Raw genomic sequence first — 25563 nt, 5'->3', positions numbered from 1 at the left:
GCAAAGTAGAATCTGATACAAGCAAAACGAACATAATATTTTTTCCACTGTAAAAGTTTAAATCTCACCCGTGTTTAGTATACATCAATCATGACTTTTTAAACGCCCTCTTAGTTAAAAAATCAATAAGCATTAGCTTTACTCAACTATCTGTACATTCTGAAAAATGATGAAACTCACAAAACCTCTCTATGAATCTGATTTCAATTTGTGGATAGAACAAACCGTAAACCTGCTAGAAAAAGGAGAGTTTGCTCAGTTGGATATTCAGAATCTTATCGAAGAAATTGAGGACATGGGCAATAATCGTAAAGATGCTTTAGAGAGTAATCTGATCAGAGTTTTTCAACATTTACTCAAGTGGAAATATCAACCACAAAAACGCTCTAATAGTTGGAAAGCGTCAATTACTGAACATTCTTTGCGTTTAAACAAGTCATTAAAAAAAAGTCCTAGCTTAAAGAGATACTTGGAAGAGGTATTTGATGAATGTTATCATGATGCCAGATTAATTGCTTCTCAAGAAACAGGAATAGATATTCATGTTTTCCCGGAAATTTGCCCTTTTAATAGTGCTAATGTTTTAAATCCCCAGTATTTACCAGAGGAGGATATTTAGTAAGCTGCGGTGTCTGCAAAAGTTGAATTACCACGCTTTTTCAATAAAAATACCATGAAAATCTGCCCTCAATGTCACCACCATTTTAACCAAGAAAATTGGCATTGTCCAGCTTGTGGATATACCCCCCCATCCTTAAATGGACACTTGACCTTTGCACCAGAACTGGCTGCGGAAAGTGCTGGATTTGAAGCTGAATTTTTTCCTAAATTAGCACAATTAGAAGCCAAAAACTTCTGGTTTCGTTCCCGAAATCGGCTGATAATTTACGCCATAAAACATTATTTTCCCCAAGCCAAAAACTTCCTAGAAATTGGTTGCGGAACTGGTTTTGTCCTGCAAGGAATTGAAAAAAATCTCTCTCATCTTACCTGTTCAGGTAGTGAAATATTTACCGCAGGGTTAGAATTTGCTAGAGAACGTCTATGTAAAACAACTCTATTTCAAATGGATGCTCGGAATATCCCCTTTGCTGAGGAATTTGATATTATTGGAGCTTTTGACGTTCTTGAACACATAGAACAAGATACAGACGTTCTAGCAAAAATGTATCAAGCTGCACAACAGCTTATCATACTGACCGTTCCTCAACATCCTTGGCTATGGAGTCAAGCTGATACTCATGCTCATCATGTCCGTCGCTACGTTAAAAAAGATTTAATCATTAAATTAAAACAAGCAGGATTTAAAGTAGTTAGAGTCACATCCTTTGTTTCTTTCTTATTACCATTAATGCTAATTTATCGCATCAACAATCGCTCCAACTCCAAAGATTATGACCCCACCAGCGAACTGAAAATTAGCGGATTTTTAAATTACCTCTTAGAGAAAATCCTTGATATGGAACGCTGGTTTTTGACATTAGGTTTTTCCTTTCCTTGGGGTGGTTCTTTATTAGTAATTGCTTACAAAAAATAACCGGAGGATTTGACAAAAACATGAGTGAAAGAATAGACCATGACCGTTTATTTAAAGAATTGATATCCACATTTTTCATAGAATTTATAGAACTCTTCTTTCCCGAAGTTCTTAAATACATAGATATCAACTCAGTCTCATTATTAGACAAAGAAATATTTACAGATGTTACCGCAGGAGACAAATATGAAACCGACTTAATAGCCAAAGTCAAATTTCTCGGTGAACCTTCTTACTTTCTCGTTCACATTGAAGCCGAATCAGGAGCAAAATCGAAATTTAATCAAAGAATGTTCCGTTATTTTTCCAGATTACACGAAAAATTTGACTTACCAATTTATCCCATAGTCATTTTTTCATATTCTTCTCCCAAAACCTTAGCCACAAATAACTATCAAATCAACTTTCCTGATTTGGAAGTGCTAAAATTTAATTATCAAGTCATCCAACTAAATCAGCTAAATTGGAGAGACTTTTTAAATAGTCAAAATCCGGTTGCATCTGCTTTAATGTCGAAAATGAATATAGCACCAGCGGATAGACCAAAGGTGAAAGCAGAGTGTTTAAGGTTGTTAGTAACTTTAAAATTAAATCCGGCAAAAATGCAATTGATATCAGGATTTATTGATACATATTTGCGACTGAATAAAATAGAAGAACAGAAATTTGCAGCAGAAATAGGTTCATTAATACCAGCGGAAAAGGAGGAAGTTATGCAGATAGTTACTAGTTGGATGGAACAAGGTATTGAACAAGGGATTGAACAAGGTCGTCAAGAAGCAATTACCAAAGAAAAAGATTTAATTGTCCGTCAAATCAAGAGGAAAGTAGGAAATATTGACATAGAATTAGAAACCCGGATTAAAAGTTTAAATCTAGAGGTAATTGAAGTACTAGCAGAAGCAATATTTGATTTCGCTACTGTGGAAGATCTACGAAATTGGTTAGACAATTTACATGATTAAGTTAAAATATACCAATAATTAAAGAATCTATGTGACAAAAACATGAGTGAAAAAATAGACCATGACCGCTTATTTAAAGAACTGATATCCACATTTTTCATAGAATTTATAGAACTGTTCTTTCCCGAAGTTCTTAAATACATAGATACCAACTCAGTCTCATTATTAGACAAAGAAATATTTACAGATGTTACCGCAGGAGACAAATATGAAACCGACTTAATAGCCAAAGTCAGATTTCTCGGTGAACCTTCTTACTTTCTCGTTCACATTGAAGCCGAATCAGGAGCAAAATCGAAATTTAATCAAAGAATGTTCCGTTATTTTTCCAGATTACACGAAAAATTTGACTTACCAATTTATCCCATAGTCATTTTTTCATATTCTTCTCCCAAAACCTTAGCTACAAATAACTATCAAATCAACTTTCCTGATTTGGAAGTGCTAAAATTTAATTATCAAGTCATCCAACTAAATCAGCTAAATTGGAGAGACTTTTTAAATAGTCAAAATCCAGTTGCATCTGCTTTAATGTCGAAAATGAATATAGCACCAGCGGATAGACCAAAGGTGAAAGCAGAGTGTTTAAGGTTGTTAGTAACTTTAAAATTAAATCCGGCAAAAATGCAATTGATATCAGGATTTATTGATACATATTTGCGACTGAATAAAATAGAAGAAGAGAAATTTACAGCAGAAATAGGTTCATTAATACCAGCGGAAAAGGAGGAAGTTATGCAGATAGTTACTAGTTGGATGGAACAAGGGATTGAACAAGGTCGTCAAGAAGCAATTACCAAGGAAAAAGATTTAATTGTCCGTCAAATCAAGAGGAAAGTAGGAAATATTGACATAGAATTAGAAACCCGGATTAAAAGTTTAAATCTAGAGGTAATTGAAGTGTTAGCAGAAGCAATATTTGATTTCGCTACTGTGGAAGATCTACGAAATTGGTTAGACAATTTGCATGATTAAGTTAAAATATACCAATAATTAAAGAATTTATGTGACAAAAATATGAGTGAAAGAATAGACCATGACCGCTTATTTAAAGAATTGATATCCACATTTTTCATAGAATTTATAGAACTGTTCTTTCCCGAAGTTCTTAAATACATAGATATCAACTCAGTCTCATTATTAGACAAAGAAATATTTACAGATGTTACCGCAGGAGACAAATATGAAACCGACTTAATAGCCAAAGTCAAATTTCTCGGTGAACCTTCTTACTTTCTCGTTCACATTGAAGCCGAATCAGGAGCAAAATCGAAATTTAATCAAAGAATGTTCCGTTATTTTTCCAGATTACACGAAAAATTTGACTTACCAATTTATCCCATAGTCATTTTTTCATATTCTTCTCCCAAAACCTTAGCCACAAATAACTATCAAATCAACTTTCCTGATTTGGAAGTGCTAAAATTTAATTATCAAGTCATCCAACTAAATCAGCTAAATTGGAGAGACTTTTTAAATAGTCAAAATCCAGTTGCATCTGCTTTAATGTCGAAAATGAATATAGCACCAGCGGATAGACCAAAGGTGAAAGCAGAGTGTTTAAGGTTGTTAGTAACTTTAAAATTAAATCCGGCAAAAATGCAATTGATATCAGGATTTATTGATACATATTTGCGACTGAATAAAATAGAAGAAGAGAAATTTGCAGCAGAAATAGGTTCATTAATAGCAGCGGAAAAGGAGGAAGTTATGCAGATAGTTACTAGTTGGATGGAACAAGGGATTGAACAAGGTATTCAGCAAGGGATTGAACAAGGTATTCAGCAAGGTCGTCAAGAAGCAATTACCAAGGAAAAAGATTTAATTGTCCGTCAAATCAAGAGGAAAGTAGGAAATATTGATATGGAATTAGAAACCCGGGTTAAAAGTTTAAATCTAGAGGTAATTGAAGTATTAGCAGAAGCAATATTTGATTTCGCTACTGTGGAAGATCTACGAAATTGGTTAGACAATTTACATGATTAAGTTAAACTATATAAAACTCCACCTAACTTATTAAGTTTTAACTTCGCAATTTAAAATAACCTGCCAAAAATTAAAACCCATGAATAAAATCCCTTTCAATAAACCCTATATGACAGGTAAAGAGCTTTGGTATATTAGCCAAGCTCACCACGCTGGACAATTGGCTGGGGACGGGAACTATACCAAAAAATGCCATCAATGGCTAGAAGCGCAAACGAATTGCCACAAAGCCTTACTCACCCACTCTTGTACAGCAGCCCTGGAAATGTCGGCTATTTTAGCCGATTTAGAACCGGGAGACGAAGTGATTATGCCCAGTTATACTTTCGTTTCCACAGCTAACGCTTTTGTTCTCAGGGGAGCAGTTCCCGTATTTGTTGATATCCGACCCGATACCCTAAACTTAGACGAAACCCTCGTATAAGCGGCAATTACGGACTGTACTCGTGCCATTGTCCCCGTTCATTATGCCGGAGTAGGGTTATAACTATGCTCATCTCTTTTCTAATGTTGCTGCTTATACTAATACTATTCATAGGGATACACTATTCCACTCTGCTATTGTGGAAATGCTGGCTAAATTCAATACACCTTCAACAGGTTTGGACGGAGTAAAGCCATTAGAATATCATGTTGGGGTACATCCTTGGGTAGCAGCAAATCTCAATATTTTGGGTGGTCAAGCACCTCTATTATTAGCTATTTGTCAGCAAATTGCTTTTTTGCCTGTATTATTTTTTACCGCAGTATTAGTCCTCAGTTGCTTAGTATCTACTCAAGTCTCAACATTGGTAGCTTGTGGGTTTACTTTTTTAGCTTTGTGGTTGTCAGGAACTCGTATTTGGGATTCTTATTTAGCAGGTGAATCCTATGCTTTTTCCCTACCTATCTTTATGGCGATGTTGCCAGTAGGTCAGTCCTGGTTGTTTAAGGCTTGTCAAAGTGTAACTGAAACGAAAACTCAGCTATATTCTTGTAACCTGTCAAAAAAAATAGACAAGTAAAGAACTTACCAGTGTAAAAAAAGAGAAAATTACGATATTAACCTACCAACTAAAAATAAGGTAATTTGGCGTTGCTGAACTCAAGTATGAAATTGAAAAATCAATGACTTCAAACTCTTACTCTCTGCGACTCTGCGCCTCTGCGTGAGGTAAAATCATATTCTGAATCAGCAACGCCGGTAATTTTAAGTCACGCTGCGTTATCAGCACCAAAGGCTATTCTGATCCCCCAAAATACCATTAAAGTGGCGATCGCTAACCAATCACCCATTTTTAATTTTAACTCTTGCCATCTCACTCGATGTTCGTTAGGACTAGTAAAACCCCTTACCATCATCGCATTTGCCATTTGTTCTGCCCGCAAAAGCAGATTTTCTAATAATCTTTCCGTCACAATTAACCAAACTTTTGCTCCTCCTTTTAATCCTAGCTTTTTCCAATTAATTGCCCTAGTCATCACGGAACGAACTAGATTTTGAATTTCTTCTAAAACCAGGGGAATAAATCGCAAGGATAAAGTTAGAGTCAGGGTAATTTCTGTAACGGGAATATTGAACCTTCTCAACGGCTGCATTAAACTTTCCATTCCCGAAGTAATTTCTTCTGGTGCAGTTGTGAGTAAATATAAATTAGTGCTGTAGATTAATGTAAAAACTATTGTACTCAAGCTAATTGCTAAATCCAAAGAACGGCGATTTATTTTCACAAATCCTTTCTGAAATAACACATAGCTATATTTTTTATTGCTATCTGCTATTATTGGGGTAACTTGGGTCTTTTTATCAGTTATTGGTTGAGTGAGAATTTGTTCATTTGCGGGTAAACGGGATTGATAACTCACACCTAATCCATCAGGACTAATCGCGCCAATAACCAATACCATAAATGATAGTACCAATAACCAGCCCATTTGTTGTCGCCATACTCGCAGAGGAATTTTGGCAAATACAGTAAAAGTAATTAGCAGTAATACCAGTAATACCCGCCAATAGTTGTTAGCGATAATATAGCTACTGAGAAAGCTCAATAACCAAATTAACTTCACTCGCGGATCGAGTTTATGTAACCAAGTTTGCGGTTCTTCTAAGTAAAGTCCGAGGGGGAGCGATCGCAATAAATCCATATTTTGTCAGTTGTCATTGGTCATTGGTCAGTTGTCAGAATAAATAAAAATAAAACAGTCGGTTTTAACCGACTTTAGCTTTTAGACAGGGAATTTATTCCCTGGCTTCCTGGCTTCTGACTCCTGACTCCTGACTCCTTACGTTTCCTATTTTACACGAGTAGCACGATTTGGTCCGCCAATTTCCATTTCTCGAACTTTCTTACTGCGCCAAAATAACCGAATCGGTGTACCTTGAAAGCCAAGCTGTTTACGGAATTGGCGTTCAATGTAACGGCGATAATTGTCATTAAAGCGGGTATTATCATTAACAAACAGCGCGATAGAAGGAGGCTGACTGCTAACTTGAGTACCGTAGTATATCTTACCCTGACGACCGCCCCGTGAAGTCGGTGGTGAATGCCAACTGATAGCATCTTCCAGAACTTCATTAATGACTGATGTACTCACACGGCGTTTGTGTGCCTCAGCCGCTTGATTGACCAATTCTAAAATCTTTTCTACCCGTAGTCCCGTATTTGCGCTCACAAAAATAGTATCTGCCCATTCCGTAAAATGTAAGCGTGATTCTAGTTCTTTTTCATGGTCATAGATGGTGTAAGAATCTTTCTCAACAGCATCCCACTTATTTACAACCACAACACAAGCGCGACCTTCTTCTAAGACGCGCCCTGCTAATTTTTGATCTTGTTCAGTGACACCATCTAAAGCATCAATCACTAATAAAACCACATCGGAACGACGAATAGCTTTAAACGCACGGTTAATACTGAAAAATTCCGTCCCGTATTCTATATGTTTCTTTTTGCGAATACCAGCAGTATCAATTAACCTGTAAGTTTGCCCACCTCGTTCAACTATTGTATCAATTGTATCTCTAGTTGTTCCAGAAATAGGACTGACAATAGCTCTATTTTCACCGACAAAAGCATTGAGTAAGCTCGATTTGCCTACATTTGGTCTACCAATAATGGCAACTTTAATTTCTGTATTTTCCTCTACTTCTACTGTATGAGGAATGTGATTCATTAACTCATCTAGGATTTCCCCTGTCCCACTACCATGAATAGCGGAAATGGGGAAAGGTTCACCTAGTCCTAATTCCCAAAATTCAGCGGCTTGAATCACCCCTTGGTCTGGAGATTCACATTTATTCACAGCCAGTAATACGGGAACTGGTTGTTGACGTAACCATTCGGAAATTTCTTCATCTGCGGGCATCAAACCAGCTTGCCCATCCACTACGAAAATAGCAGCACAGGCTTCTGCAAGCGCCGTTAAAGCCTGTTGGCGAATCATGGGGAGAAATTCGGTATCATCGTTAAAAACCAAGCCACCTGTGTCTACTACGACAAATTCCCGATCATTCCAAAAAGCTGGACGGTAAGTGCGATCGCGTGTTACCCCTGGTTCATCGTGGACTATCGCCGTTTGATCTCCGGCAAGACGATTTACAAAGGTAGATTTGCCCACATTGGGGCGACCGATAATTGCAACAATTGGCAATGCCATAAACTAGAGTTCTTTAGTGCTGAGTGTGTAGGTGTGCTGAGTTTTGTCTCTACGTTCTTCACCCAGCACCATTTTAGAGAACTACTAATTATATCATAGTTTTTGGTCATTGGTCATTGGTCATTGGTCATTGGTCATTGGTCAGTTGGTAATTATACTAAACACGGGTGAGATTTAAACTTTTGCCAAATGACAAAGAACCCAGATGTGTAGGGGTTTAGCACCAAACAATCAAGCCGTTTTGAGTATAATTATTTTCCCCTGCTCCCCTGCTCCCCTGCTCCCCTGCTCCCTGCTCCCCTGCTCCCTGCTCCCCTGTTCCCTGTTCCCTGTTCCCTGTTCCCTGCCCCCCTGTTCCCAGTCCCCAGTTCCCTTTTACTCAACTACTGTAGCCATAGTTTCCTCCATTCCCGGAGGTACACTAGGTAATTCCAGACAATATCCTGCACCGTAAACGGTTTTAATGTAGCGCGGATGACGAGGATCAGGTTCGAGTTTAGTTCTCAAGTGGCGAATATGCACCCGAATAGTTTCAATATCATCATCAGGATCATAACCCCAGACTTCTCTGAGGATTTCGCTAGGGGAAACAGTTTGTCCATGACGTTGCAGCAAACAATGGAGTAACTCAAACTCTAAATGAGTCAGTTTCACCGTTGCTTTGAACCAGATAGCCTCAAATCTTTCGGGAACGAGGGTAATCGGTCCATAGTTGAGAATTTCGCTATGTTTTGCTGCTTGGGGAATCCGGTCAGTGCGTCGTAATAAAGCCCGTACTCGCGCTAACAATTCTTCTAGCTCAAAGGGTTTGGTCAGATAGTCGTCTGCACCAGCATTAAACCCTTCCACTTTGTCATGGGTTTGGCTTAAAGCAGTTAACATCAAGACAGGAATTTCGGCAGTCCGTTCATCCCGACGTAAGCGTTGACAAACTGTAAATCCATCTACTCTAGGTAACATCAGATCAAGCATAATTAAGTCAGGTTGTAGCTGGAGAGCCAGAGCCTGACCTTTAATGCCATCTTCAGCTTGACTAACATCGTAGCCCGCCATTTCCAAGTTGACGGCAACAAGTTCTGAAATCGCTGGGTCATCGTCTATGACAAGAATCCTCGGCATTCTTAAAAAATTATAACTACTTTATTTAACGATAATTGACGCTCTCCCAACTACCAAAATTTCGCTACGCTGATTCTGGGAAAAAGTTGAGGGATGATTAGATGATCAAGCAAACCATAAGGCTTTGTTTTCCTTGATATATAAAAAGATTACCATCTTAATTATGAAAAATATGTTAAATCTAATATAAATATTAAACTCAAACTATTGTAAGATACAATGCTCTTCTTTTATGTATAAATACGAATATTTACCGCCCTATTTTTTGCAAAATGGCGTGACCATGACGGCTTATACGGCTTTATGGGCTAATCGGGATTGGGAGAGTAAAATTACTCATCCAGAACCAAAATATCACGAGGTTATCTTCTCTGGGGGTCAAGGTGTGCCAATTTTTGGTCAAGTTGCTATTCCCCCAAATGCCCATAGTACAATTGTTGGCACCTATGGTATTACTGGAGAGCTAGACCAGCAATGGTTTTTACGAATTTTGGGACGCAAGGCTTACGCCCAAGGCTATGCTGTGGTGTTATTTGATTGGCGGGCGCATGGTAAAACCGCAGAATTATCGCCAACATTGACTTCGGATGGTTTGTATGAGGGGGAAGATTTTGTTAAAATAGCCGAAACTGCGGCAAAAATGGGTTGTCCTTCACCATTTTGGTTTACGGGCTATTCTTTGGGGGGACAGTTGGCTTTGTGGGGAGTGAAAGCTGCTGCGGATTTAGCACCTAAAGACATTGACATTGCCGGTGGGGCGGTGATTTGTCCAAGTTTGGATTCGTTGCGATCGCTCACCTATTTAGTTAAACACCCTTTTGGTAAATATGTCGAGTCTCGCATTGCTCAGGAATTGAAAAAACTAGCCTGGAAAATTCATGCTGCTTATCCTGAGTCTATTCAACCAGAAGCTATTGCCAGGGCTAATAGTATTTGGGGATTTGATGAAGAATTGGTGATTGCCCGTTTGGGTTTTGCGACGGTTGCTGATTATTATCAAGCCAGCAGTGGTTTAGAATTATTACCAAAATTATCTCAACCAACTTTCATTTTATATGCTGCTGATGACCCTTTATTTGATCCGGCTATCATTCCTGATTTAGAAGTTGCTGCTAGAAAAAATCCTGATATAGATTTATTACTGACTCGCTACGGTGGTCATGTTGGTTATGTGAGTAGCAAAAAATGTCAAAATCAATACCAAGATCCTGATCAATGGTGGGCGTGGAATCGTGTTTTAGAGTGGATAGAAGGAGTTAGGAGTTAGGAGTTAGGAGTTAGGAGTTAGGAGTTAGGAGTTAGGAGGAAGAAAGAATATCCCTAACCTTTCCGACTATATCAAACGTTTTGTCTCCCGAATTTTTACAGTTTAATTATTAGATATTGTGTGTAATTTGAATTGGCTACCCGCACCTAAAAAATTAGATTTGTTATTAAATGATGTGCATATTTGGCGCATTAATTTAAATTCTGATGAATTACAATTACAATTTTTTCGGGAAACTTTATCTAGTGATGAAATTGCTCGCGCCGAAAGGTTTTATTTTCCTGAACATCGGCAAAGATTTATGGCTGGACGTGGCACTCTCCGCGCCATTTTAGGGCAATATTTAGATATTGCCCCTAAACAAGTAGAATTTGAATATCAGCCGCGTGGTAAGCCTTTATTGGCGGCTAAATTTGCTGATAAAGGATTGTTATTTAATTTATCTCATTCCCAAGATTTGGCTTTATTGGGGATAAGTTATCAACATCAAATTGGTGTGGATTTAGAATATATTCGCACTATGTCCGATTTGGAAGGTCTGGCGAAAAGATTCTTTTCTGCTAGAGAATATGAATACCTGCGACTACTTTCTCTCGCCCAACAACAACAAATATTTTTTCGTTATTGGACTTGTAAAGAAGCTTATTTAAAAGCTACAGGAGATGGTTTAGTACAGTTAGAAGAAATTGAAATAGATTTAACACCAAATCAACCTAGTAAATTACTTGTCTCAGGAGATTGGAGTTTAAGGGAATTAACACCGGCAGATAATTTTGCGGCTGCGGTTGTGGTTGCAGGTAGTAATATTAATTTGCATTGTTGGGAATATTTTCTTGATTAAGTTAATATCTTCCTTTATCCCGTTCTAAATCGAAAATCGCCTTTTCAAGATACCATCGGTCAGACTGTCCGGGGTATTTTATCATGAGATGGTTGATTAGTCTTTCGGCGGTTGTATTCTCATTATTGAGTTTGCGAAGTAGTTGCTTCCACAACCTCGAATTTTTGTATGTATTGTGGGTATTTTTGGTATAGGTTTTAATCCTTAGTCTCCGTTGAAAAATGTTTTTAATGATCCAAATCGGGTTTTTATTTGGTGAAAATCTAACTCGCCTATAAGCATTTATTACCTGATCAAGTATCAAAAATATTACTCGTAGTCCCAGGAGGAAGAGAATGATCTGGGTGAGTATAAGAATTAGAGGACTCATACTTAACTAAACGGAGACATTGTTGAATTCATCTTTTAGCTTAATGTCTTTCTTTCCAGTGACTTAAATCACGTGAAAGCGTGTATTAGAAATTTCACGAAAAGGCGAACTGCCAAGTCAGCATCATCGCACACATCAATAATAAAACTAATCCGTGTAGCACTTTGGGTTGGCGACACGGTACGGACGGTATTTTTTAATTTTTAATTCCGCCCTGTGGTACTAGATATTTTCTATTTCAAAATCGCGTAAATGGGCTTTAAACTTTTTGCTGAACTGGACTAAAAAAGGAAAGTTGGCACTTACAGGTCTATTCTGCCATTGGGTGACAATAGCCACTAATTCCCCTTCTGCATCCTTGATGTCAAAAGCATCACCGCGATGTTCGGGATGATGATAAACTACTACTGATTCTTTAACACGCACGCGATCGCCTATTTTCATAATATCTTATGTATCTAACTTTTGTTGTTCCTAAACCATCTCCACAGCTATTTTGACTGCAAAATCCAGCATGATTTAATGGCAAACCCAATTTTACAACATATTGCGCTATTAAGCTGTAGAACAAACTTGTATATTTCTTATTGAGGTCATTGGTCATTGGTCATACTCTTTTCCCTACCTCCCCCACCACCCCCACCTCCCCTACCTCCCCCACCTCCCCCACCACCCCCACCTCCCCCACCTCCCCCACCTACTCCCTTCCCGGACATAATTCTCGTACCTTTTGCGGAAGTTGCCGACAGACTTGTGAGAATGATTGGGGTGATAATTGCCACCAAGCAAATAAACTGATTGTGGTACTTCCCAATAATAAAACTAATAATCCTGCTAATAGTACCAAACCTTTACTTCTAGATGGTTTTAGCGGTGCTTCTGTCAAACTTAAATCAAGCAAGGCTTGGGAACTTGCTGTTAAACCTGTTTCTATGGGTGCTGATATAATTAATGCTTCTGCGTCAGGGACGGCTAAGGGTTGGGGCGGAATAATTTCTGCTGGTGGTGCGGGTATAATTGCCATTGAGGATGGTTTGGCAACACGGCAAAGAGTCAGGACTACAGATATATTATCTTGGCCATTCTTTTCGTTAGCCAGTTTAATTAATTCCTGGGTAGCGTCTGCTATGTCTAAATCGCCTGTAAGTACGGGAATTGCGTAGTCTTGCCAAGATTGTTCGACTAAATTGCGATCGCTTAAACCATCGGAACACAGCAATAAAATCCCATCTTCTTCTATAATAAATCTTTGAACCGAAAAGTTGAGAAATTCCGCTTCTTTTGTGCCTAGTGCTTGGGTCAGGGCTTTAGCTTCTGGGATTTGCAATGCTTGACGATATAAACTTTTCCCTAAACCAACTTCTCGTTTTACCATATCATCGTCCACAGTCAGGAGTTGACAATAATTTTGAGTAATCCAATAAGCACGACTATCACCAACATGGGCTAAATAAAGTTCATGGGAATTTTCTAACTGTTCTCTTCTTTGAGGGATTTGCAATGACATAACTAAGGTTGTAGCCATGCGTTCCTTTCCCTGACGTTTTTGCTCGTCATTGCGCGACCATACTACATTATTAACGACTCGTAAACAAGACTCTATTTGTTGACATAAAAGCTTAGGAGTTAATAATTCTGTTTGTTCGTCTATTTGTGCCAATAAAGCCCGCATTTGCAACTTGAGAGACTGCAAAGCTAATTGACTCGCAACTTCACCACCTTCATGACCACCAATACCATCACAAATAATTGCTAGTCTTGGTTGTAATTGATCATCTATGTCCCTTGGATGACTAGGATAACAAGCATCTTCATTATGTTTAATGACGGGACCTGGATCTGTCCCCCCGGCTATAGTTAAATATAAAGGTAATTCTGTGGCTGTTGTTAATAATAGTTCATTGAGTTGAGTATTAATAATTTCTAAATCATTTTCAGGTTGACACATTAACTCGACTATGTATTCTAATTTTGGGGAACTGGTGGTTTTTGCAACTGTCACCCAATTGCGCCAAGAATTACCTAAATCTTGTAAAGTTAATTCTTCTATGTTTTGATGCAGTTCTAGTAAGCGAATACACCAACCTTGCACACATAAATTATCTGCTAATAATAAACTTTGGGCAACTCCCAATTCTGATAAAGGTGTCCACAATTGAAGAATTTGCCATAACCAATAAATCTGTCTCACGGGAGATGCTTGTTCCCAGGAGTCGGTAATTGTTGGGTAAATGCAGCCTGTTTCATCTATGGGGGCATTTTCTAGTAAAAGAATATCATCTTCTATTTCGGCTAAGGAGCTAAAACCATAGGCTTGGGGTATATGCAAATGTTCTGAGTATAAGCGTAGGTAGGGAATAACGATATTTGGTAGTTCTGCGGGGATATCTGGTAATAGTGCAGGTTGGGTATCTAACCAAATTTGGGGTTTGATGACTTCATATCTGTTTGCTACCTTTGTTTCTGGGGGAATTTCTGCGGCTTGGTTGCCAGTTGCCCAGAGATAGCGGTAAATTAGGGGGGTGTGACAGCGATCGCAAATAGTATCTCCGACGCAGTTCAAAGGTTGATCACATTCTGGATTTGGGCAATTAATCACCCGTTTGGTAGAAAACATAATTAAAATCAGGATTAGTTTTTTTTGTCAAGATTCACTGTATTGGTGTATCTAATGCCAAGTTAAGATAAAACTGCATGGAATAAGACTTTAAGAATATTTGACCGCAGATAAACGCAAATAAACGCAGATAAGAATAGATGAATAGATTTCATGATTCTGTTCAGCCTCACATAATATTGGTATCAGTAAATTCATTGTAAAGGGAAAAGCGTTATGCCAAGTTCTAGCTTAATTTGGCTGTTGGCGGGTTCGGTTCTGTGTTTGACAGAACTGTTTTTACCATCGGCTTTTGTTGCTTTTATGATGGGCATTAGTGCTTTAATTGTAGGATTATTGTCTTACTCTGGTATAGGAAACTTGTGGATACAAGTTGCAGTTTGGTTGTTTTTGTCTACTACTCTGATTATCCTTTCCCGGCGGTTTTTGCAACCACGACGACGAAAATCGCCCATTCAAGATGCAGTCATTGGGGAAACTTTAACGGAAATTTTACCAGGGCAGGTGGGTAGGGTATTATACGAGGGTAATTCTTGGCGAGCCAAATGTGATGATCACAAAATTAGCTTACCACCTCAACAAACTGTTTATGTGGTGAGAAGGGAAGGGACGACTTTAATTGTCATGCCAGATTATTTTTTGAGTTAGTTGTCAATTGTCAGTTATTCGTTCCGGCTTTAATGGTTAATACCTGCAAATTAGGAGAAAATTATTATGGAACAGCTTTTTTTACTGATCATTTTGGCACTTGGTGGTTCTGCTGTTGCTGGATCTGTGCGTGTTGTCAATCAGGGAAATGAGGCTTTGGTGGAAAGATTGGGTAGTTATAACAAGAAAATGCAGCCCGGACTAAATTTTGTGATGCCGTTTGTTGATAAAGTTATCTACGAAGAAACTATTCGAGAAAAGGTTTTGGATATTCCCCCTCAAAAGTGTATCACCCGCGATAATGTGGGGATTGAGGTGGATGCTGTGGTCTACTGGCGAATTGTGGATATGGAAAAAGCCCGCTATAAGGTGGAGGATCTGCAATCGGCTATGGTAAATTTGGTGTTGACTCAAATTCGTTCGGAAATGGGACAATTGGAGTTAGATCAAACTTTTACCGCTCGGACTCAAATTAATGAATTGTTATTACAGGATTTAGATATTTCTACTGATCCTTGGGGTGTAAAGGTGACGCGGGTGGAGTTGAGGGATATTATTCCTTCTCAAGCGGTACGGGAAGCAATGGAATTGCAAATGTCAGCGGAACGACGCAAACGCGCATCTATTTTAACTTCGGAAGGTGATAGGGAATCGGCTGTGAATAGCGCTAGAGGTAAGGCAGATGCCCAAATTTTGGACGCGGAAGCTAGGCAAAAATCCGTAATTATGCAAGCAGAAGCTGAACAGAAATCAATCATTCTCAGGGCGCAAGCAGAACGCCAACAACAGGTTTTAAAGGCGCAAGCGATCGCTGAATCGGCAGAAATTATCGCTGAGAGGATTAAGGCTAACCCTGATGCTCAAAAAGCACTAGATGTGCTGTTAGCCTTAAATTATTTGGATATGGGGACTACTATTGGTAAAAGCGATAGCAGCAAGGTGATGTTTATGGACCCTCGCACTATTCCAGCTACTTTGGAAGGTATTCGTTCTATTGTTTCAGATAATGCTCCTAATCCCAAACCTCTCTTTCCCACTAATTAAATAATTTCTTCTTCTTTCTTTTATTCCTTCTTTCTGACTCCTGATAGCGCAGCGTGGCCTTAGCCATACTCCTGAATGGGCGCAGTCCCTGCGCCCCTACCTCCTGATAGCACAGCGTGGCCTTAGCCATACTCCTTCTTTCTGACTCCTAACTAGTAGTCTGTCAACCCGAAAATGACGGGTGAAGGCAAGCAGGGGGAGAAGAGAGGCAGGGGGGGGTAGGGGAGGGAAGAACAGAAGTTTTTTCCGATCATTACCCGTCAAAATAAATTTGACGAACTACTAGCTTGACATTTTGTACATAGTCCAAAAAATTCTAGAGTGTGATAAAACACTTTAAATTGATGACTGGTTTGTAATTGATTTTCGAGTTCATGGACAGGACATTGATGAATAGGAATGGAAATGCCACATTGGAGGCAAGTTAGATGATGCTTGTCCTGTTGTATTAAACTATAAAGGGCTTCACCATTTACTAAAGTTCGCACTTGCACTAAGCCTTCTAATTTCAGAGCATCCAAGGAACGATAAACTGTTGCTAAACCCATGCTTTGGTTGAGATTACGTAGTTCTACGTAAATTTCTTGAGCAGAAATGCCTTGTTTAAGATTTTGTAACAGGTTTAAAATCCGTTCTTGACTACGGGTATGTATGGCTCTCATAAATCGTTGTTAAATTTGTATTTATGTAGAAGTAATTCATGAATTACTTCTACTTCCTGATTATATTTTCACTCAGTTAGACCGGAAAAGTTATAGGATAGCGATCGCAGCATTCAGCAAAAAGCCTGTGCAAATAAAATATTTAGCTAAAATTTTCGTGACTCTGAGAACTTCAGTTTTAGATCCTGCTGGTGTGGCTGTACAATCTGGCCTCAAACAAATGGGATACGACAATGTGGAACAGGTGAGAATTGGTAAGTACATTGAGTTAACCATTACCGCACCTGATGAAATGAAAGCGCGTCGAGACTTAAATCAAATCTGTGACCAAATGTTATCTAATCCGGTCATCGAAAATTATCGCTTTGACTTGATTGAGGTAGAATCACAAACTGGCGTATTTTGAAACTGCTAATGGGTAATTGGTGATTGGTAATTGGTAATAGAAACAATACTATTGCCAAATCCGTGAAACCCTATTGATATCCTCACGATTTTATTGGGTTTCAGACATATTTTGGAAAATTGGCAATAGTATTGAGAAAATAAATAATTTGCCTCTTGCCTCTTGCCTCTTGCCTCTTGCCTCTTGCCTCTTGCCTCTTGCCTCTTGCCTCTTGCCTCTTGCCTCTTGCCTCTTGCCTCTTGCCTCTTGCCTCTTGCCTCTTGCCTCTTGCCTGTTCCCTGTTCCCTGTTCCCTGTTCCCTGTTCCTATTCCTCTGACAAACAATGAAATTCGGTATTTTAGTTTTTCCAGGTTCTAATTGCGATCGTGATGTTGCCTATGTGACTAGAGATTTGCTAGGACAACCAACGCGGATGATTTGGCATCAAGAGACGGATATTAGTGATATAGATGTGGTAATTGTCCCCGGTGGCTTTAGTTATGGGGATTATTTACGATGTGGGGCGATCGCTCGCTTTTCTCCTGTGATGCAGCAAGTTATCAACCATGCACAACAAGGTAAATTTGTCATCGGTATTTGTAACGGTTTTCAGGTATTAACTGAGGCTGGTTTATTACCTGGGGCATTGGCGAGAAATCAGGATTTGCATTTTATCTGCGATCGCTCTCCCTTGAAAGTTGAGCGTAATAATTTACATTGGACTCAAGGTTATTTTGAAGGGGAAATCATCACTTTACCCATCGCACACGGAGAGGGGCGATTCTACAGTGACGAAACTACTTTAGCAGAAATCGAAGCCAACGGACAAGTTTTATTTCGTTATCAAGAAAATCCTAACGGTTCACTCAACAACATTGCGGGGATTTGTAATCTTCAAGGCAATGTTTTGGGCATGATGCCACATCCAGAACGAGCAGCAGATTCCGCGTTAGGTAATAGCGATGGTTTGCGCTTGTTTGAGGGTTTGTTGGGGAAGGTAGCGGCTTTGGTGTAACTGACTGATAAACAGATCCCTGACTTTTTGGAAAAGTCGGGGATCTATAATTTATTTTTTATTTATATATCTTGACTTGTCAAATCGCAAGGCATTATTATTTATAGTAATTAATTTTAAAAACAACAATGAAGGGTGCAAATGAACAAAATAACCATAAATCCAGACTTAGCCAATGTTGATTATACTGATTTATTAGCAAAAATCTTGTTAGTATTACAGAAACCCAATCAAGAAATATTTAAACTTTCTGATGATAATAAACGTTTACGAATCAATATTGATCAGGTAGCAACTCAAGTTGCTAATTTGCAAGTAGAAAATCCCTTGGGAGCATCTGCAAATAGTGTTCGTTCTGCTACCGTAAATATTAGTCCAGGTTCTGAAGTAAAATTTCGGACTCAAATTCACGCAATTAAAGATTGTGTTGAAAAAATATTAGAATCATCATTAGGAAATAGTAAATCAATAGAGGAATTTGTTAGTAACCTAATTACAGATTTACAGACATTCAAAGGGACAACAGCTAAATTAGACTTTACATATCCTTTTCTTCCTTATGACAATTTGCAAAAGCAACGGTTAACTTTTAATAAAAAGAATCATGAAAACAGAGAATTGCTAAAAGTTCACAAGCTAACTATTTCTGTGCAGAAAACCCGTGATTTTGATGCAGAATTGCGAAAGGGGTTAGAAAATTATATTCGGGTGAAATTTGCGGGTGCAAATGCTGAAGAAAAACAAGACTTAGAATACATTCTTGAAGACTTAGAAAAAGATAAAAATTCTGACCTTTTCCGGTTGCGGGATGTTTTCAATAAGGAAACATTAGGAAAACTCAAAAAACAAGCACAGATAAATTATTTAGAGTTCCTGCTAGAAAATATCAAGACCAAGACTAGTAATTTAAATGCAACAGGTGCTATCCCAGGTGCTATATATTTAGAAGATTTGATTAGAAGACTCAGACTTATAGAAACATACATCAATGATAGTAACAAAGCTGATGGTGATTACCTCGTTAATTATGCGGGTGCTGAAGTTAATTACAAAGATGCCTTTTCTAATGGTGAAGCATTTAATATGCTGCCAATTATTCCCATAGTAGAAGGTTTTTTGGGAGAAACAAAAGATGAAAATCAAGGAGCAATTCAATTTGTATTTGGACTAAAATTGAAGTTTGATGGTAAAGTTCATACTGACGGTGGTAAAAGCGTTTTTGATTATCGTCTCAATATCCTGAATCCAGATAGTCAAGAACATAAAGATGCACTTACAGATCCTTTACAGCGAGAATCATTTGCAAAAAAGGTATTAAGAATAGCATTTTTGTACTATTTTTTATTTGCGTCTTGTCAAGATCCAAAAAAAAAGGACTACAACCTGAATGATGAATTAAAATATGATCCTATTACAGAATTTGAACAAGGAGTAATATCAATACTGAAAGGGTCTGATGATATAGCAAAACAGGACTTATTTCAGAAAATTCTTGGAGATTTTACTGAGTTTAATGTTCATTTTAAAATTAATCGTCTCAAGAGTGTTCTGCAAAGTCTCCTCAAGCGTAAAACTTCCTTTCCCGCAAGAGAGTATCCTGTACATATTTCTGTAAAAAATGGCATTCTTGAAGAAGATACCCAGAATATTTTTAATAACAATACATTTTTTAAACCTGTTGTCAGAAGAAATCCCAAGGAAGTTCTAAAATACATATCTTTGGGAAAACCAAATACAGAAACAAATTCTCTTTGTACCCTACCAGCTAAGGTTACTATCAACGACATTCACTTTTTTGCTACAGATGATCAAGAAACCTTTAACATGGAATATGATTTAACTGCTATTCGTGCATTACCAGTAGTTTTTGCACCTTTAAATGATCAAAGATGTTTAAGGATTTACAGTCAACATTTCAAGAATCGGCAACTTTTATTATTTCCCTATCGTTTAGAAGATAAAAAACTAGAACCTCATCAAGCTTTTGTTTATAAATTTACTTACGGTTTGCTTGCTTATATTTGTCTTAAAGTTTTATTAGACAAGCAGAAAAGATTATTTATTCCCATTCTCAGATTACATCTAAATGCCAAAGATGATGATGCACCGATAGAAAAATTTATAGTTTCTTTATCTGCTGTTTTATCTCATTTATTCAACGAAACTCATCGTGCGAATGAACAGGGAATTGATATCCGAGATTTGGGATATAAAATCCCTAATACCATGAGTTCTTTGTACTCTGTTTTACCCAAAAAATTCACTTTCAATAGTTCCTCAAAATCTCCCAAATTAGACAAATTAGCCATTATTATTGTCTCCAGTCGTGAAAGTGATCGTGGTTGGAATGGTTCTGCAAAAATCTCCAACTTAATGGGAGAAATCATCTGTGTAAACATGAAAAATGGGAAAATTAAATTCCAGTTACCGACAACTTTTTCTGATAACTGTAATAACCAAGAAATGTTTACAAATCCCAGCGTGATTATTGATAAAGTGACTGAACTTTACCAATTGGGATACAAGCACATTGTCTATATTGCTAAAGCACCTTATACCAGCACATTGCATCTAACACAAACAGAAGATGACGATGGACTTTTCTTTATGTCAAGAGATGTAATTAGAGGTTTAAAATCTGAATATCATGATATTAAAATCTATCCCATGTTTTTTGATAAATACTATGCGGTTAGATTAGAAAATATTGCAGCTAGTTCTTTGTATATTCAAGACACAGTAGAACTAACAAAATTACTTGAAGATCCTAGCAAGAAATCTGTTGTATTTTTCAACTTATTTAATGGAATGAAAGTAGGTAAGGAGGAAGAAAGATATTATAGAGGTGTTATTTCCTATGCGACGCTGTTAAATAGTTATAAAGGAATTCTTGATGATGAAGATATCCATAAAGGACTTATTTTTGATGGTTCGTTAAAAGACGATATCTTACAATATTTAACTTTATTTCACTTCTCCCGCTACCAAAAAGCCGACAAACAAATTCACATTAAACTAGATCCTTGCGACAATTTAATCGGAGATAAATCCGTTGGTAAACTTTCTTTACTTAATCATTTTAAAGGAAAAGGTGAATTTAACTCTTTAGCATTTTTAACTCTTGTGAGAAAAGTGTTAAATGCAAAGCAGTAGGGGTAATTCATGTAGCTTGCTTCCCGAAGGGTATTAACCCTAAAACTTTCAGAAGAAGAAGCAACAGGGAACAGAAAAAAACTCATCTTTTTAAACATGAGATTGAAATAATGATACTGTTTTTTCGGGCTACACATCTTTTAAAAACATCTTTTTCTTAACTGAATCTCTAAACTGGTGAAACTTTAGTTTCTTATCTGTTCCCTATTCCCTTTTTTTGTAAAATTATCTGAAAATTAACATGAAATCTAAAATAGCTGAAGATTTGGGACGTTTGTTTGAAGTAGGTTTTAATATTGGGGTTCTTGCTTATATTGAAGAACAGAAAATTCAGCACAAATTTGGTGATTTATATCGTCAGGAACTACAGCAACTAAAGTTATCTAAAATTCAACAGCGAGTTATTGATAAAGTTATCAGCACTGTAGAAAGAGAAATGGCTAAAACTTGGAGTGTGTTCTTTATTCAAAAGGGGTTTTTAAGTGGCTTTAATTTCTTGCGAGAATACATCAAATCTACTGGTTGGGATAAACCACACAAGTTAAAAAATATAGAAATCTTATATTATCAATGTCGGTTTAATGGTGATAATAGTATTGGTACTTATGACACCAAAGATAATTTTCAATGGTTTGGTGAAGTCTTATCTCAATTTGATAACTTAGATAACATCCCTCAATATATTACAAATTATCAGAAAAAAGGTGAATTTCTGAATGCAGATACTTTAATTTTATTACGTCATCGAAAAGAGTATCGAGTTATTTGTGTTGATTTATCAGTATTTTCTATCAATTCTCATCAAGATGTTGAAAATATTGATTATATAGAAATTATCCGTCGGTTATTGCTGCGAGATATTAGCTATTTACGGTCAAAAAGTGTTTTTTCTAATCTGAGAATTGATACTGAATCTTTAGGTTTAGAATTTTCGGAAAGTTTAAAGACATACTTTACTGCTTTTAAATATAGAGACAAAGAAAGTACCAAATCAATTCAAGCTGCTTGTTATCTCCATAGCTTCTATGAATTTCTCCAAAAAACCACTATTCTCCCAGATACAGCAAATGTAGTTTTCAATTCTATAGGATATAGCGATCGCGGAATTAGCACAATATCCATTCAACGAGAAAATGTCGATATCTTAAAAACCTGTTATCAGATTTACAAGCATGATTCCAGTCCCCAAGAAATTCCCCAAGCACGTAAGCAAGTTTTAAATAAAATTAAAAGCAGTGCTTACCGGAGTTTTGAACGTGGTAAGGAGTTTGTTGATTCTCTTTTAGAAATTCCTGCTGATAAAATTACCCTTTTACCTCGTCACACAGAGAAAATTACGGGATTTATCAATTCTGTGGGGACAGTTCCTTCAGAATTAATGAATGATTTGGGTTTAACTGGAAGTATAACATTAAGAGATGCTCATGCTGAATTAATTAAAAAAGCCTTAGTTTCTCAATCAACTTATATATTTTTAACGGGAAATCCGGGAATTGGTAAAACTACTGCAATTGTTGATTTTTTGAAAGCACATATAAATGAAGGTTTTCTTTTCTTTTATGTTAGTCCTCGCAAACAAGTTAATTTGGATATTATCGAAAAATTCAAAGATAAAAATACCGGAAAATTATCTCATGACAAATTATTAGCTATAAACACTAACAGCAACCTAATTACAAATAATTTTGGTCGTTACACAGTTCAATACACATCTAACCAGCGTCAGGGTAAATTTATTGAAAAGTCTGTTGACTTTCTCGATAGTAGAGATATTGAACAAAAAGCCAGACGTTCGGACAGATTTCAGCGAACTAAGGAAGATGTAATTCAAGATATTGGACAAAAAAAGCAGGGTGTTTTAAATAGTATTTGCGAAGCTATTTCCACGATTATCGAACAAAAAATATCGAATAATATTATCGCAACTGCTTCTATTCAATCCTTGAAAATGACTGATGCTGGTAATACATTAAAGCATTTTGATAAGATATTTAGAAATGCTTATAATACCTCAGATGGTAAAGTTTTACCGCAAAAAATGCAAGAAATATCTGGGAGAATTAAACACCTATTTATCATGATAGATGAAATTACAGGTGATGATGGAGGTGTGGAGTTTTTAAATGGAATTCATCAAATAATAGAAAAGTATCAATTAATGGATTCTCAACATGGTTTTAATACTAAAGTAATTGTCGCTGATGCTTCTATTGTTGATAAAAACGTGATTATTCAACACCTATCTGATACCTCCCCAGAACCAGATAAAATATATTTCCGCCGTGCGGTAGATACGGCTCAACCTCTTTCTATTCAACCATTAATATTTAAAGGTTTAGAATCAACTGTTATTAATACTAACTCCTACCCAGCAAGCAGTTTATCTATTAGTTATCAAGTATTAGTTGAATCTTGTAGATTTAGGGAAGAAGGGGGATTAAAGCAACAATATAATTTAAAATCTGGGTTACAAACTGAGATTTTAAAAGATATTGAATCTCTCCTTCAACGGTCAGATGTTGAACAAATAATTGTTTATATTCAAAACAAGCGTAAATTAGCAGAATTGATTGATAAAATTAAGCGGAACTGGGGGAAGTTTGAAAAATGTACAGATTATTTAGAAATACACGCAAATATTTCTGAGAACGAAAAGAAAGAAATTCAGAAATTTCAGGAAAATGTCAAAGTCATTTTTATGACTGCTTGTGGTAGTCGGGGGTTATCTTTTCCTAAAGCTAAACATATTTTAGTAGAAATTCCTAAATTTGAAATTGAAAAAAACCTTATGGAAATAATTCAAGTTATTTACAGGGGTCGGGGAAATGAGAATATAGATAATCAGGAAAAAGAATTAATTTTTTACTTAGCAGAACGAGCAGTATATTATCAAGATGATGCAGAAATATCTTTACAAGAAAGTGCGCTGAGTCTATTAAATATATTATTGATTTTAAAAGGTTCTATCATGACCAGGATCTTCGGTTATAGTCGTATAGGTCGAGATAATTTTATGCTGATTCCTATCGGTGGAAAATCTGTTTTTGCTGCTGGAGAAACATTTTCTGCTCAAATGGTCAACCTGATTCGTCAATTAAAAACAGAATATCAACACAATAAAAGCGATATATTGCTAAAACAAGTTTATACAAATTTAGAAAATCTCCTCGGACGAGCAGATTTTGTCATTCAAAGTACAACTGAGTCTAATTATTTAGGACTACAAAAGTCTTTTAACAGCAAGTTTTCAGAAATTTCTCATACTTTAGATAAGTTACTAGATTTTGGAAAACTTGAACCTGGTTATATTAGTGGTGGTTTGCTGGTAGTACCTATTGCTAATAATAAATTAGAAGAAACTTATCAAATGCGACTAGCTGATATAGCAACCTACGCTAATGAAGAACTGTGGAAAAATATGCACGAAATTACCCGCCGCAAATCTTATTATCCAGAAAATTTACGATCTGCTATTCAAGATGCTATAGAATTAGTGAAAAATCTCAAAGATGATGTCAAGAAAACCCAAAAACTCGAACAAAGTAGTCAACACAATGATCAATATTACGCTTTACCATTATTTGCGTTTATTAGTGGGGAAGTTATGAAAGAATATTTTGAAAATGAACCCCAAGAACCGGAAGATCAACTTTTTCGGGATATTTTATCTACCTACATTCGTTCATTATATCCCGTTGGTAATGTTTTACCAATTGGTCATAATTACAAAGAATTTCCCTTTGTGGTATTTAGAAGTTATAGCTTAGAAGAAATCAGAAACAAAATATTTACAGAAAAGTACCTATTAAATTCTCATGAATTAAATGTGCTAAATTTGATTCTTTCTTCTTAGAGGGTGTTTAAAAAGTGGTATCCCATAATTTTCATCACATTGTTACCCCCCTCCCCTTTATAAGGCTACGGTGTACACACAAGTTATCGAATCACCATTATTCCTCAAATTACCCCACCCTAACCCTCCCCGATGCTTTGGGGAGGGAACTAATTTTCCGGTTTCCCCCCCAAAGCATCGGGGAGATTAAGGGGGGTAATTTAACTTGTGTGTACACGATAGCCTTTATAAGGGGAGGGTTAGGGAGGGGTAAAATATTTGATACAGCAATCATGACTTTTCAAACACCCTCTTAGAGGTTGTTTGAAAAGTTTATGGCGAGTACAAGGATACCTGTTATGGTAAATTGCGTTTTATATTTATCTCCATCTCCCGTCAGGGATATGCTACTATACAAACGAAGTCTGTTTAAACCCACGAAGATGGGTTTTGTCTGTGTAGCCGCGACTTCTAGTCGCCAA

The 25563-nt window shown here is 37.0% G+C and carries 21 protein-coding genes; 15 read left to right on the top strand and 6 right to left on the bottom strand.

Going from position 1 to position 25563, the window contains the following annotated elements; all coding sequences use genetic code 11:
* Positions 1-166: 166 nt before the first annotated feature.
* The 7 genes from AA650_RS06005 (at position 167) to AA650_RS05975 (ending at position 5492) form a co-directional block, all read left to right on the top strand.
* Complete coding sequence (locus AA650_RS06005; protein ID WP_053538352.1) at positions 167-619, top strand: DUF29 domain-containing protein; 453 nt, start codon at positions 167-169, stop codon at positions 617-619.
* Between the two features lie 54 nt (positions 620-673).
* Positions 674-1537: a class I SAM-dependent methyltransferase gene (locus tag AA650_RS06000; protein ID WP_081424349.1), complete on the top strand. Its 864-nt coding sequence runs from the start codon at positions 674-676 to the stop codon at positions 1535-1537.
* A 20-nt stretch (positions 1538-1557) separates the two neighbouring features.
* Entirely contained in the window at positions 1558-2502 is a 945-nt protein-coding gene (locus tag AA650_RS05995) for a DUF4351 domain-containing protein (protein ID WP_053538351.1), read from the top strand.
* A gap of 42 nt (positions 2503-2544) precedes the next feature.
* Positions 2545-3477, top strand: a complete 933-nt coding sequence (locus AA650_RS05990) for a DUF4351 domain-containing protein (protein WP_053538350.1) — start codon at positions 2545-2547, stop codon at positions 3475-3477.
* A gap of 42 nt (positions 3478-3519) precedes the next feature.
* Entirely contained in the window at positions 3520-4488 is a 969-nt protein-coding gene (locus AA650_RS05985) for a DUF4351 domain-containing protein (RefSeq protein WP_053538349.1), read from the top strand.
* A gap of 79 nt (positions 4489-4567) precedes the next feature.
* The gene (locus tag AA650_RS05980) at positions 4568-4912 is read left to right on the top strand and encodes an aminotransferase class I/II-fold pyridoxal phosphate-dependent enzyme (protein ID WP_199924391.1); all 345 of its coding nucleotides are present in this window, start codon (positions 4568-4570) and stop codon (positions 4910-4912) included.
* A gap of 145 nt (positions 4913-5057) precedes the next feature.
* Positions 5058-5492, top strand: a complete 435-nt coding sequence (locus tag AA650_RS05975) for a hypothetical protein (RefSeq protein ID WP_053538348.1) — start codon at positions 5058-5060, stop codon at positions 5490-5492.
* 190 nt (positions 5493-5682) lie between these two features.
* Here AA650_RS05975 and AA650_RS05970 read toward each other — a convergent pair whose 3' ends face one another.
* From AA650_RS05970 to AA650_RS05960, 3 genes are all read right to left on the bottom strand, one after another.
* Positions 5683-6615, bottom strand: a complete 933-nt coding sequence (locus AA650_RS05970) for an energy-coupling factor transporter transmembrane component T family protein (protein WP_053538347.1) — start codon at positions 6613-6615, stop codon at positions 5683-5685.
* Between the two features lie 147 nt (positions 6616-6762).
* Positions 6763-8127 (bottom strand): ribosome biogenesis GTPase Der, encoded by a 1365-nt coding sequence (gene der / locus AA650_RS05965; protein WP_039202145.1) that lies wholly within the window; start codon positions 8125-8127, stop codon positions 6763-6765.
* Between the two features lie 375 nt (positions 8128-8502).
* Positions 8503-9246: a response regulator transcription factor gene (locus AA650_RS05960; RefSeq protein WP_027401963.1), complete on the bottom strand. Its 744-nt coding sequence runs from the start codon at positions 9244-9246 to the stop codon at positions 8503-8505.
* A gap of 232 nt (positions 9247-9478) precedes the next feature.
* On the opposite strand from AA650_RS05960, the gene AA650_RS05955 reads away from it, so the two are divergent.
* Complete coding sequence (locus AA650_RS05955) at positions 9479-10513, top strand: YheT family hydrolase (protein WP_053538346.1); 1035 nt, start codon at positions 9479-9481, stop codon at positions 10511-10513.
* Positions 10514-10631: 118 nt separating this feature from the next.
* Positions 10632-11354 carry a 4'-phosphopantetheinyl transferase HetI gene (gene hetI, locus AA650_RS05950; protein ID WP_053538345.1) on the top strand — a complete coding sequence of 241 codons (723 nt, stop codon included), beginning with the start codon at positions 10632-10634 and terminating at the stop codon, positions 11352-11354.
* Positions 11355-11946: 592 nt separating this feature from the next.
* Here hetI and AA650_RS05940 read toward each other — a convergent pair.
* Positions 11947-12168, bottom strand: coding sequence for a ferredoxin-thioredoxin reductase variable chain (locus AA650_RS05940; RefSeq protein ID WP_053538343.1), 222 nt, complete (start codon positions 12166-12168; stop codon positions 11947-11949).
* A 253-nt stretch (positions 12169-12421) separates the two neighbouring features.
* Complete coding sequence (locus AA650_RS05935; RefSeq protein WP_053538342.1) at positions 12422-14341, bottom strand: protein phosphatase 2C domain-containing protein; 1920 nt, start codon at positions 14339-14341, stop codon at positions 12422-12424.
* Positions 14342-14557: 216 nt separating this feature from the next.
* Here AA650_RS05935 and AA650_RS05930 point away from each other — a divergent pair, with 216 nt between their 5' ends.
* A complete protein-coding gene (locus AA650_RS05930; protein WP_039204334.1) occupies positions 14558-14989 on the top strand; it encodes an NfeD family protein in 432 nt (143 codons plus the stop codon).
* A 66-nt stretch (positions 14990-15055) separates the two neighbouring features.
* Positions 15056-16033 (top strand): SPFH domain-containing protein, encoded by a 978-nt coding sequence (locus AA650_RS05925; RefSeq protein ID WP_039204335.1) that lies wholly within the window; start codon positions 15056-15058, stop codon positions 16031-16033.
* A 260-nt stretch (positions 16034-16293) separates the two neighbouring features.
* Here AA650_RS05925 and AA650_RS05920 read toward each other — a convergent pair whose 3' ends face one another.
* A complete protein-coding gene (locus tag AA650_RS05920) occupies positions 16294-16695 on the bottom strand; it encodes a Fur family transcriptional regulator (protein WP_039204337.1) in 402 nt (133 codons plus the stop codon).
* A 127-nt stretch (positions 16696-16822) separates the two neighbouring features.
* Here AA650_RS05920 and purS point away from each other — a divergent pair, with 127 nt between their 5' ends.
* The 4 genes from purS (at position 16823) to AA650_RS05895 (ending at position 25102) form a co-directional block, all read left to right on the top strand.
* Complete coding sequence (purS, locus tag AA650_RS05915; RefSeq protein ID WP_027401955.1) at positions 16823-17101, top strand: phosphoribosylformylglycinamidine synthase subunit PurS; 279 nt, start codon at positions 16823-16825, stop codon at positions 17099-17101.
* Positions 17102-17424: 323 nt separating this feature from the next.
* Positions 17425-18096, top strand: coding sequence for a phosphoribosylformylglycinamidine synthase subunit PurQ (purQ, locus tag AA650_RS05905; protein ID WP_053538340.1), 672 nt, complete (start codon positions 17425-17427; stop codon positions 18094-18096).
* 141 nt (positions 18097-18237) lie between these two features.
* A complete protein-coding gene (locus tag AA650_RS05900) occupies positions 18238-21249 on the top strand; it encodes a hypothetical protein (protein ID WP_053538339.1) in 3012 nt (1003 codons plus the stop codon).
* A 241-nt stretch (positions 21250-21490) separates the two neighbouring features.
* Positions 21491-25102: a helicase-related protein gene (locus tag AA650_RS05895; RefSeq protein WP_053538338.1), complete on the top strand. Its 3612-nt coding sequence runs from the start codon at positions 21491-21493 to the stop codon at positions 25100-25102.
* Positions 25103-25563: the final 461 nt, after the last annotated feature.

Origin of the sequence: Anabaena sp. WA102 (assembly GCF_001277295.1) — a bacterium.
GTDB classification, from domain to species: domain Bacteria; phylum Cyanobacteriota; class Cyanobacteriia; order Cyanobacteriales; family Nostocaceae; genus Dolichospermum; species Dolichospermum heterosporum.
This window is presented reverse-complemented; position numbering and strand designations above follow the sequence as displayed.

Coding starts and splice junctions, on each gene's coding strand:
- AA650_RS06005 (WP_053538352.1), top strand. CDS start 167: ATGATGAAACTCACAAAACCTCTCTATGAATCTGATTTCAATTTGTGG.
- AA650_RS06000 (WP_081424349.1), top strand. CDS start 674: ATGAAAATCTGCCCTCAATGTCACCACCATTTTAACCAAGAAAATTGG.
- AA650_RS05995 (WP_053538351.1), top strand. CDS start 1,558: ATGAGTGAAAGAATAGACCATGACCGTTTATTTAAAGAATTGATATCC.
- AA650_RS05990 (WP_053538350.1), top strand. CDS start 2,545: ATGAGTGAAAAAATAGACCATGACCGCTTATTTAAAGAACTGATATCC.
- AA650_RS05985 (WP_053538349.1), top strand. CDS start 3,520: ATGAGTGAAAGAATAGACCATGACCGCTTATTTAAAGAATTGATATCC.
- AA650_RS05980 (WP_199924391.1), top strand. CDS start 4,568: ATGAATAAAATCCCTTTCAATAAACCCTATATGACAGGTAAAGAGCTT.
- AA650_RS05975 (WP_053538348.1), top strand. CDS start 5,058: ATGCTGGCTAAATTCAATACACCTTCAACAGGTTTGGACGGAGTAAAG.
- AA650_RS05970 (WP_053538347.1), bottom strand. CDS start 6,615: ATGGATTTATTGCGATCGCTCCCCCTCGGACTTTACTTAGAAGAACCG.
- der (WP_039202145.1), bottom strand. CDS start 8,127: ATGGCATTGCCAATTGTTGCAATTATCGGTCGCCCCAATGTGGGCAAA.
- AA650_RS05960 (WP_027401963.1), bottom strand. CDS start 9,246: ATGCCGAGGATTCTTGTCATAGACGATGACCCAGCGATTTCAGAACTT.
- AA650_RS05955 (WP_053538346.1), top strand. CDS start 9,479: ATGTATAAATACGAATATTTACCGCCCTATTTTTTGCAAAATGGCGTG.
- AA650_RS05940 (WP_053538343.1), bottom strand. CDS start 12,168: ATGAAAATAGGCGATCGCGTGCGTGTTAAAGAATCAGTAGTAGTTTAT.
- AA650_RS05935 (WP_053538342.1), bottom strand. CDS start 14,341: ATGTTTTCTACCAAACGGGTGATTAATTGCCCAAATCCAGAATGTGAT.
- AA650_RS05930 (WP_039204334.1), top strand. CDS start 14,558: ATGCCAAGTTCTAGCTTAATTTGGCTGTTGGCGGGTTCGGTTCTGTGT.
- AA650_RS05925 (WP_039204335.1), top strand. CDS start 15,056: ATGGAACAGCTTTTTTTACTGATCATTTTGGCACTTGGTGGTTCTGCT.
- AA650_RS05920 (WP_039204337.1), bottom strand. CDS start 16,695: ATGAGAGCCATACATACCCGTAGTCAAGAACGGATTTTAAACCTGTTA.
- purQ (WP_053538340.1), top strand. CDS start 17,425: ATGAAATTCGGTATTTTAGTTTTTCCAGGTTCTAATTGCGATCGTGAT.
- AA650_RS05900 (WP_053538339.1), top strand. CDS start 18,238: ATGAACAAAATAACCATAAATCCAGACTTAGCCAATGTTGATTATACT.
- AA650_RS05895 (WP_053538338.1), top strand. CDS start 21,491: ATGAAATCTAAAATAGCTGAAGATTTGGGACGTTTGTTTGAAGTAGGT.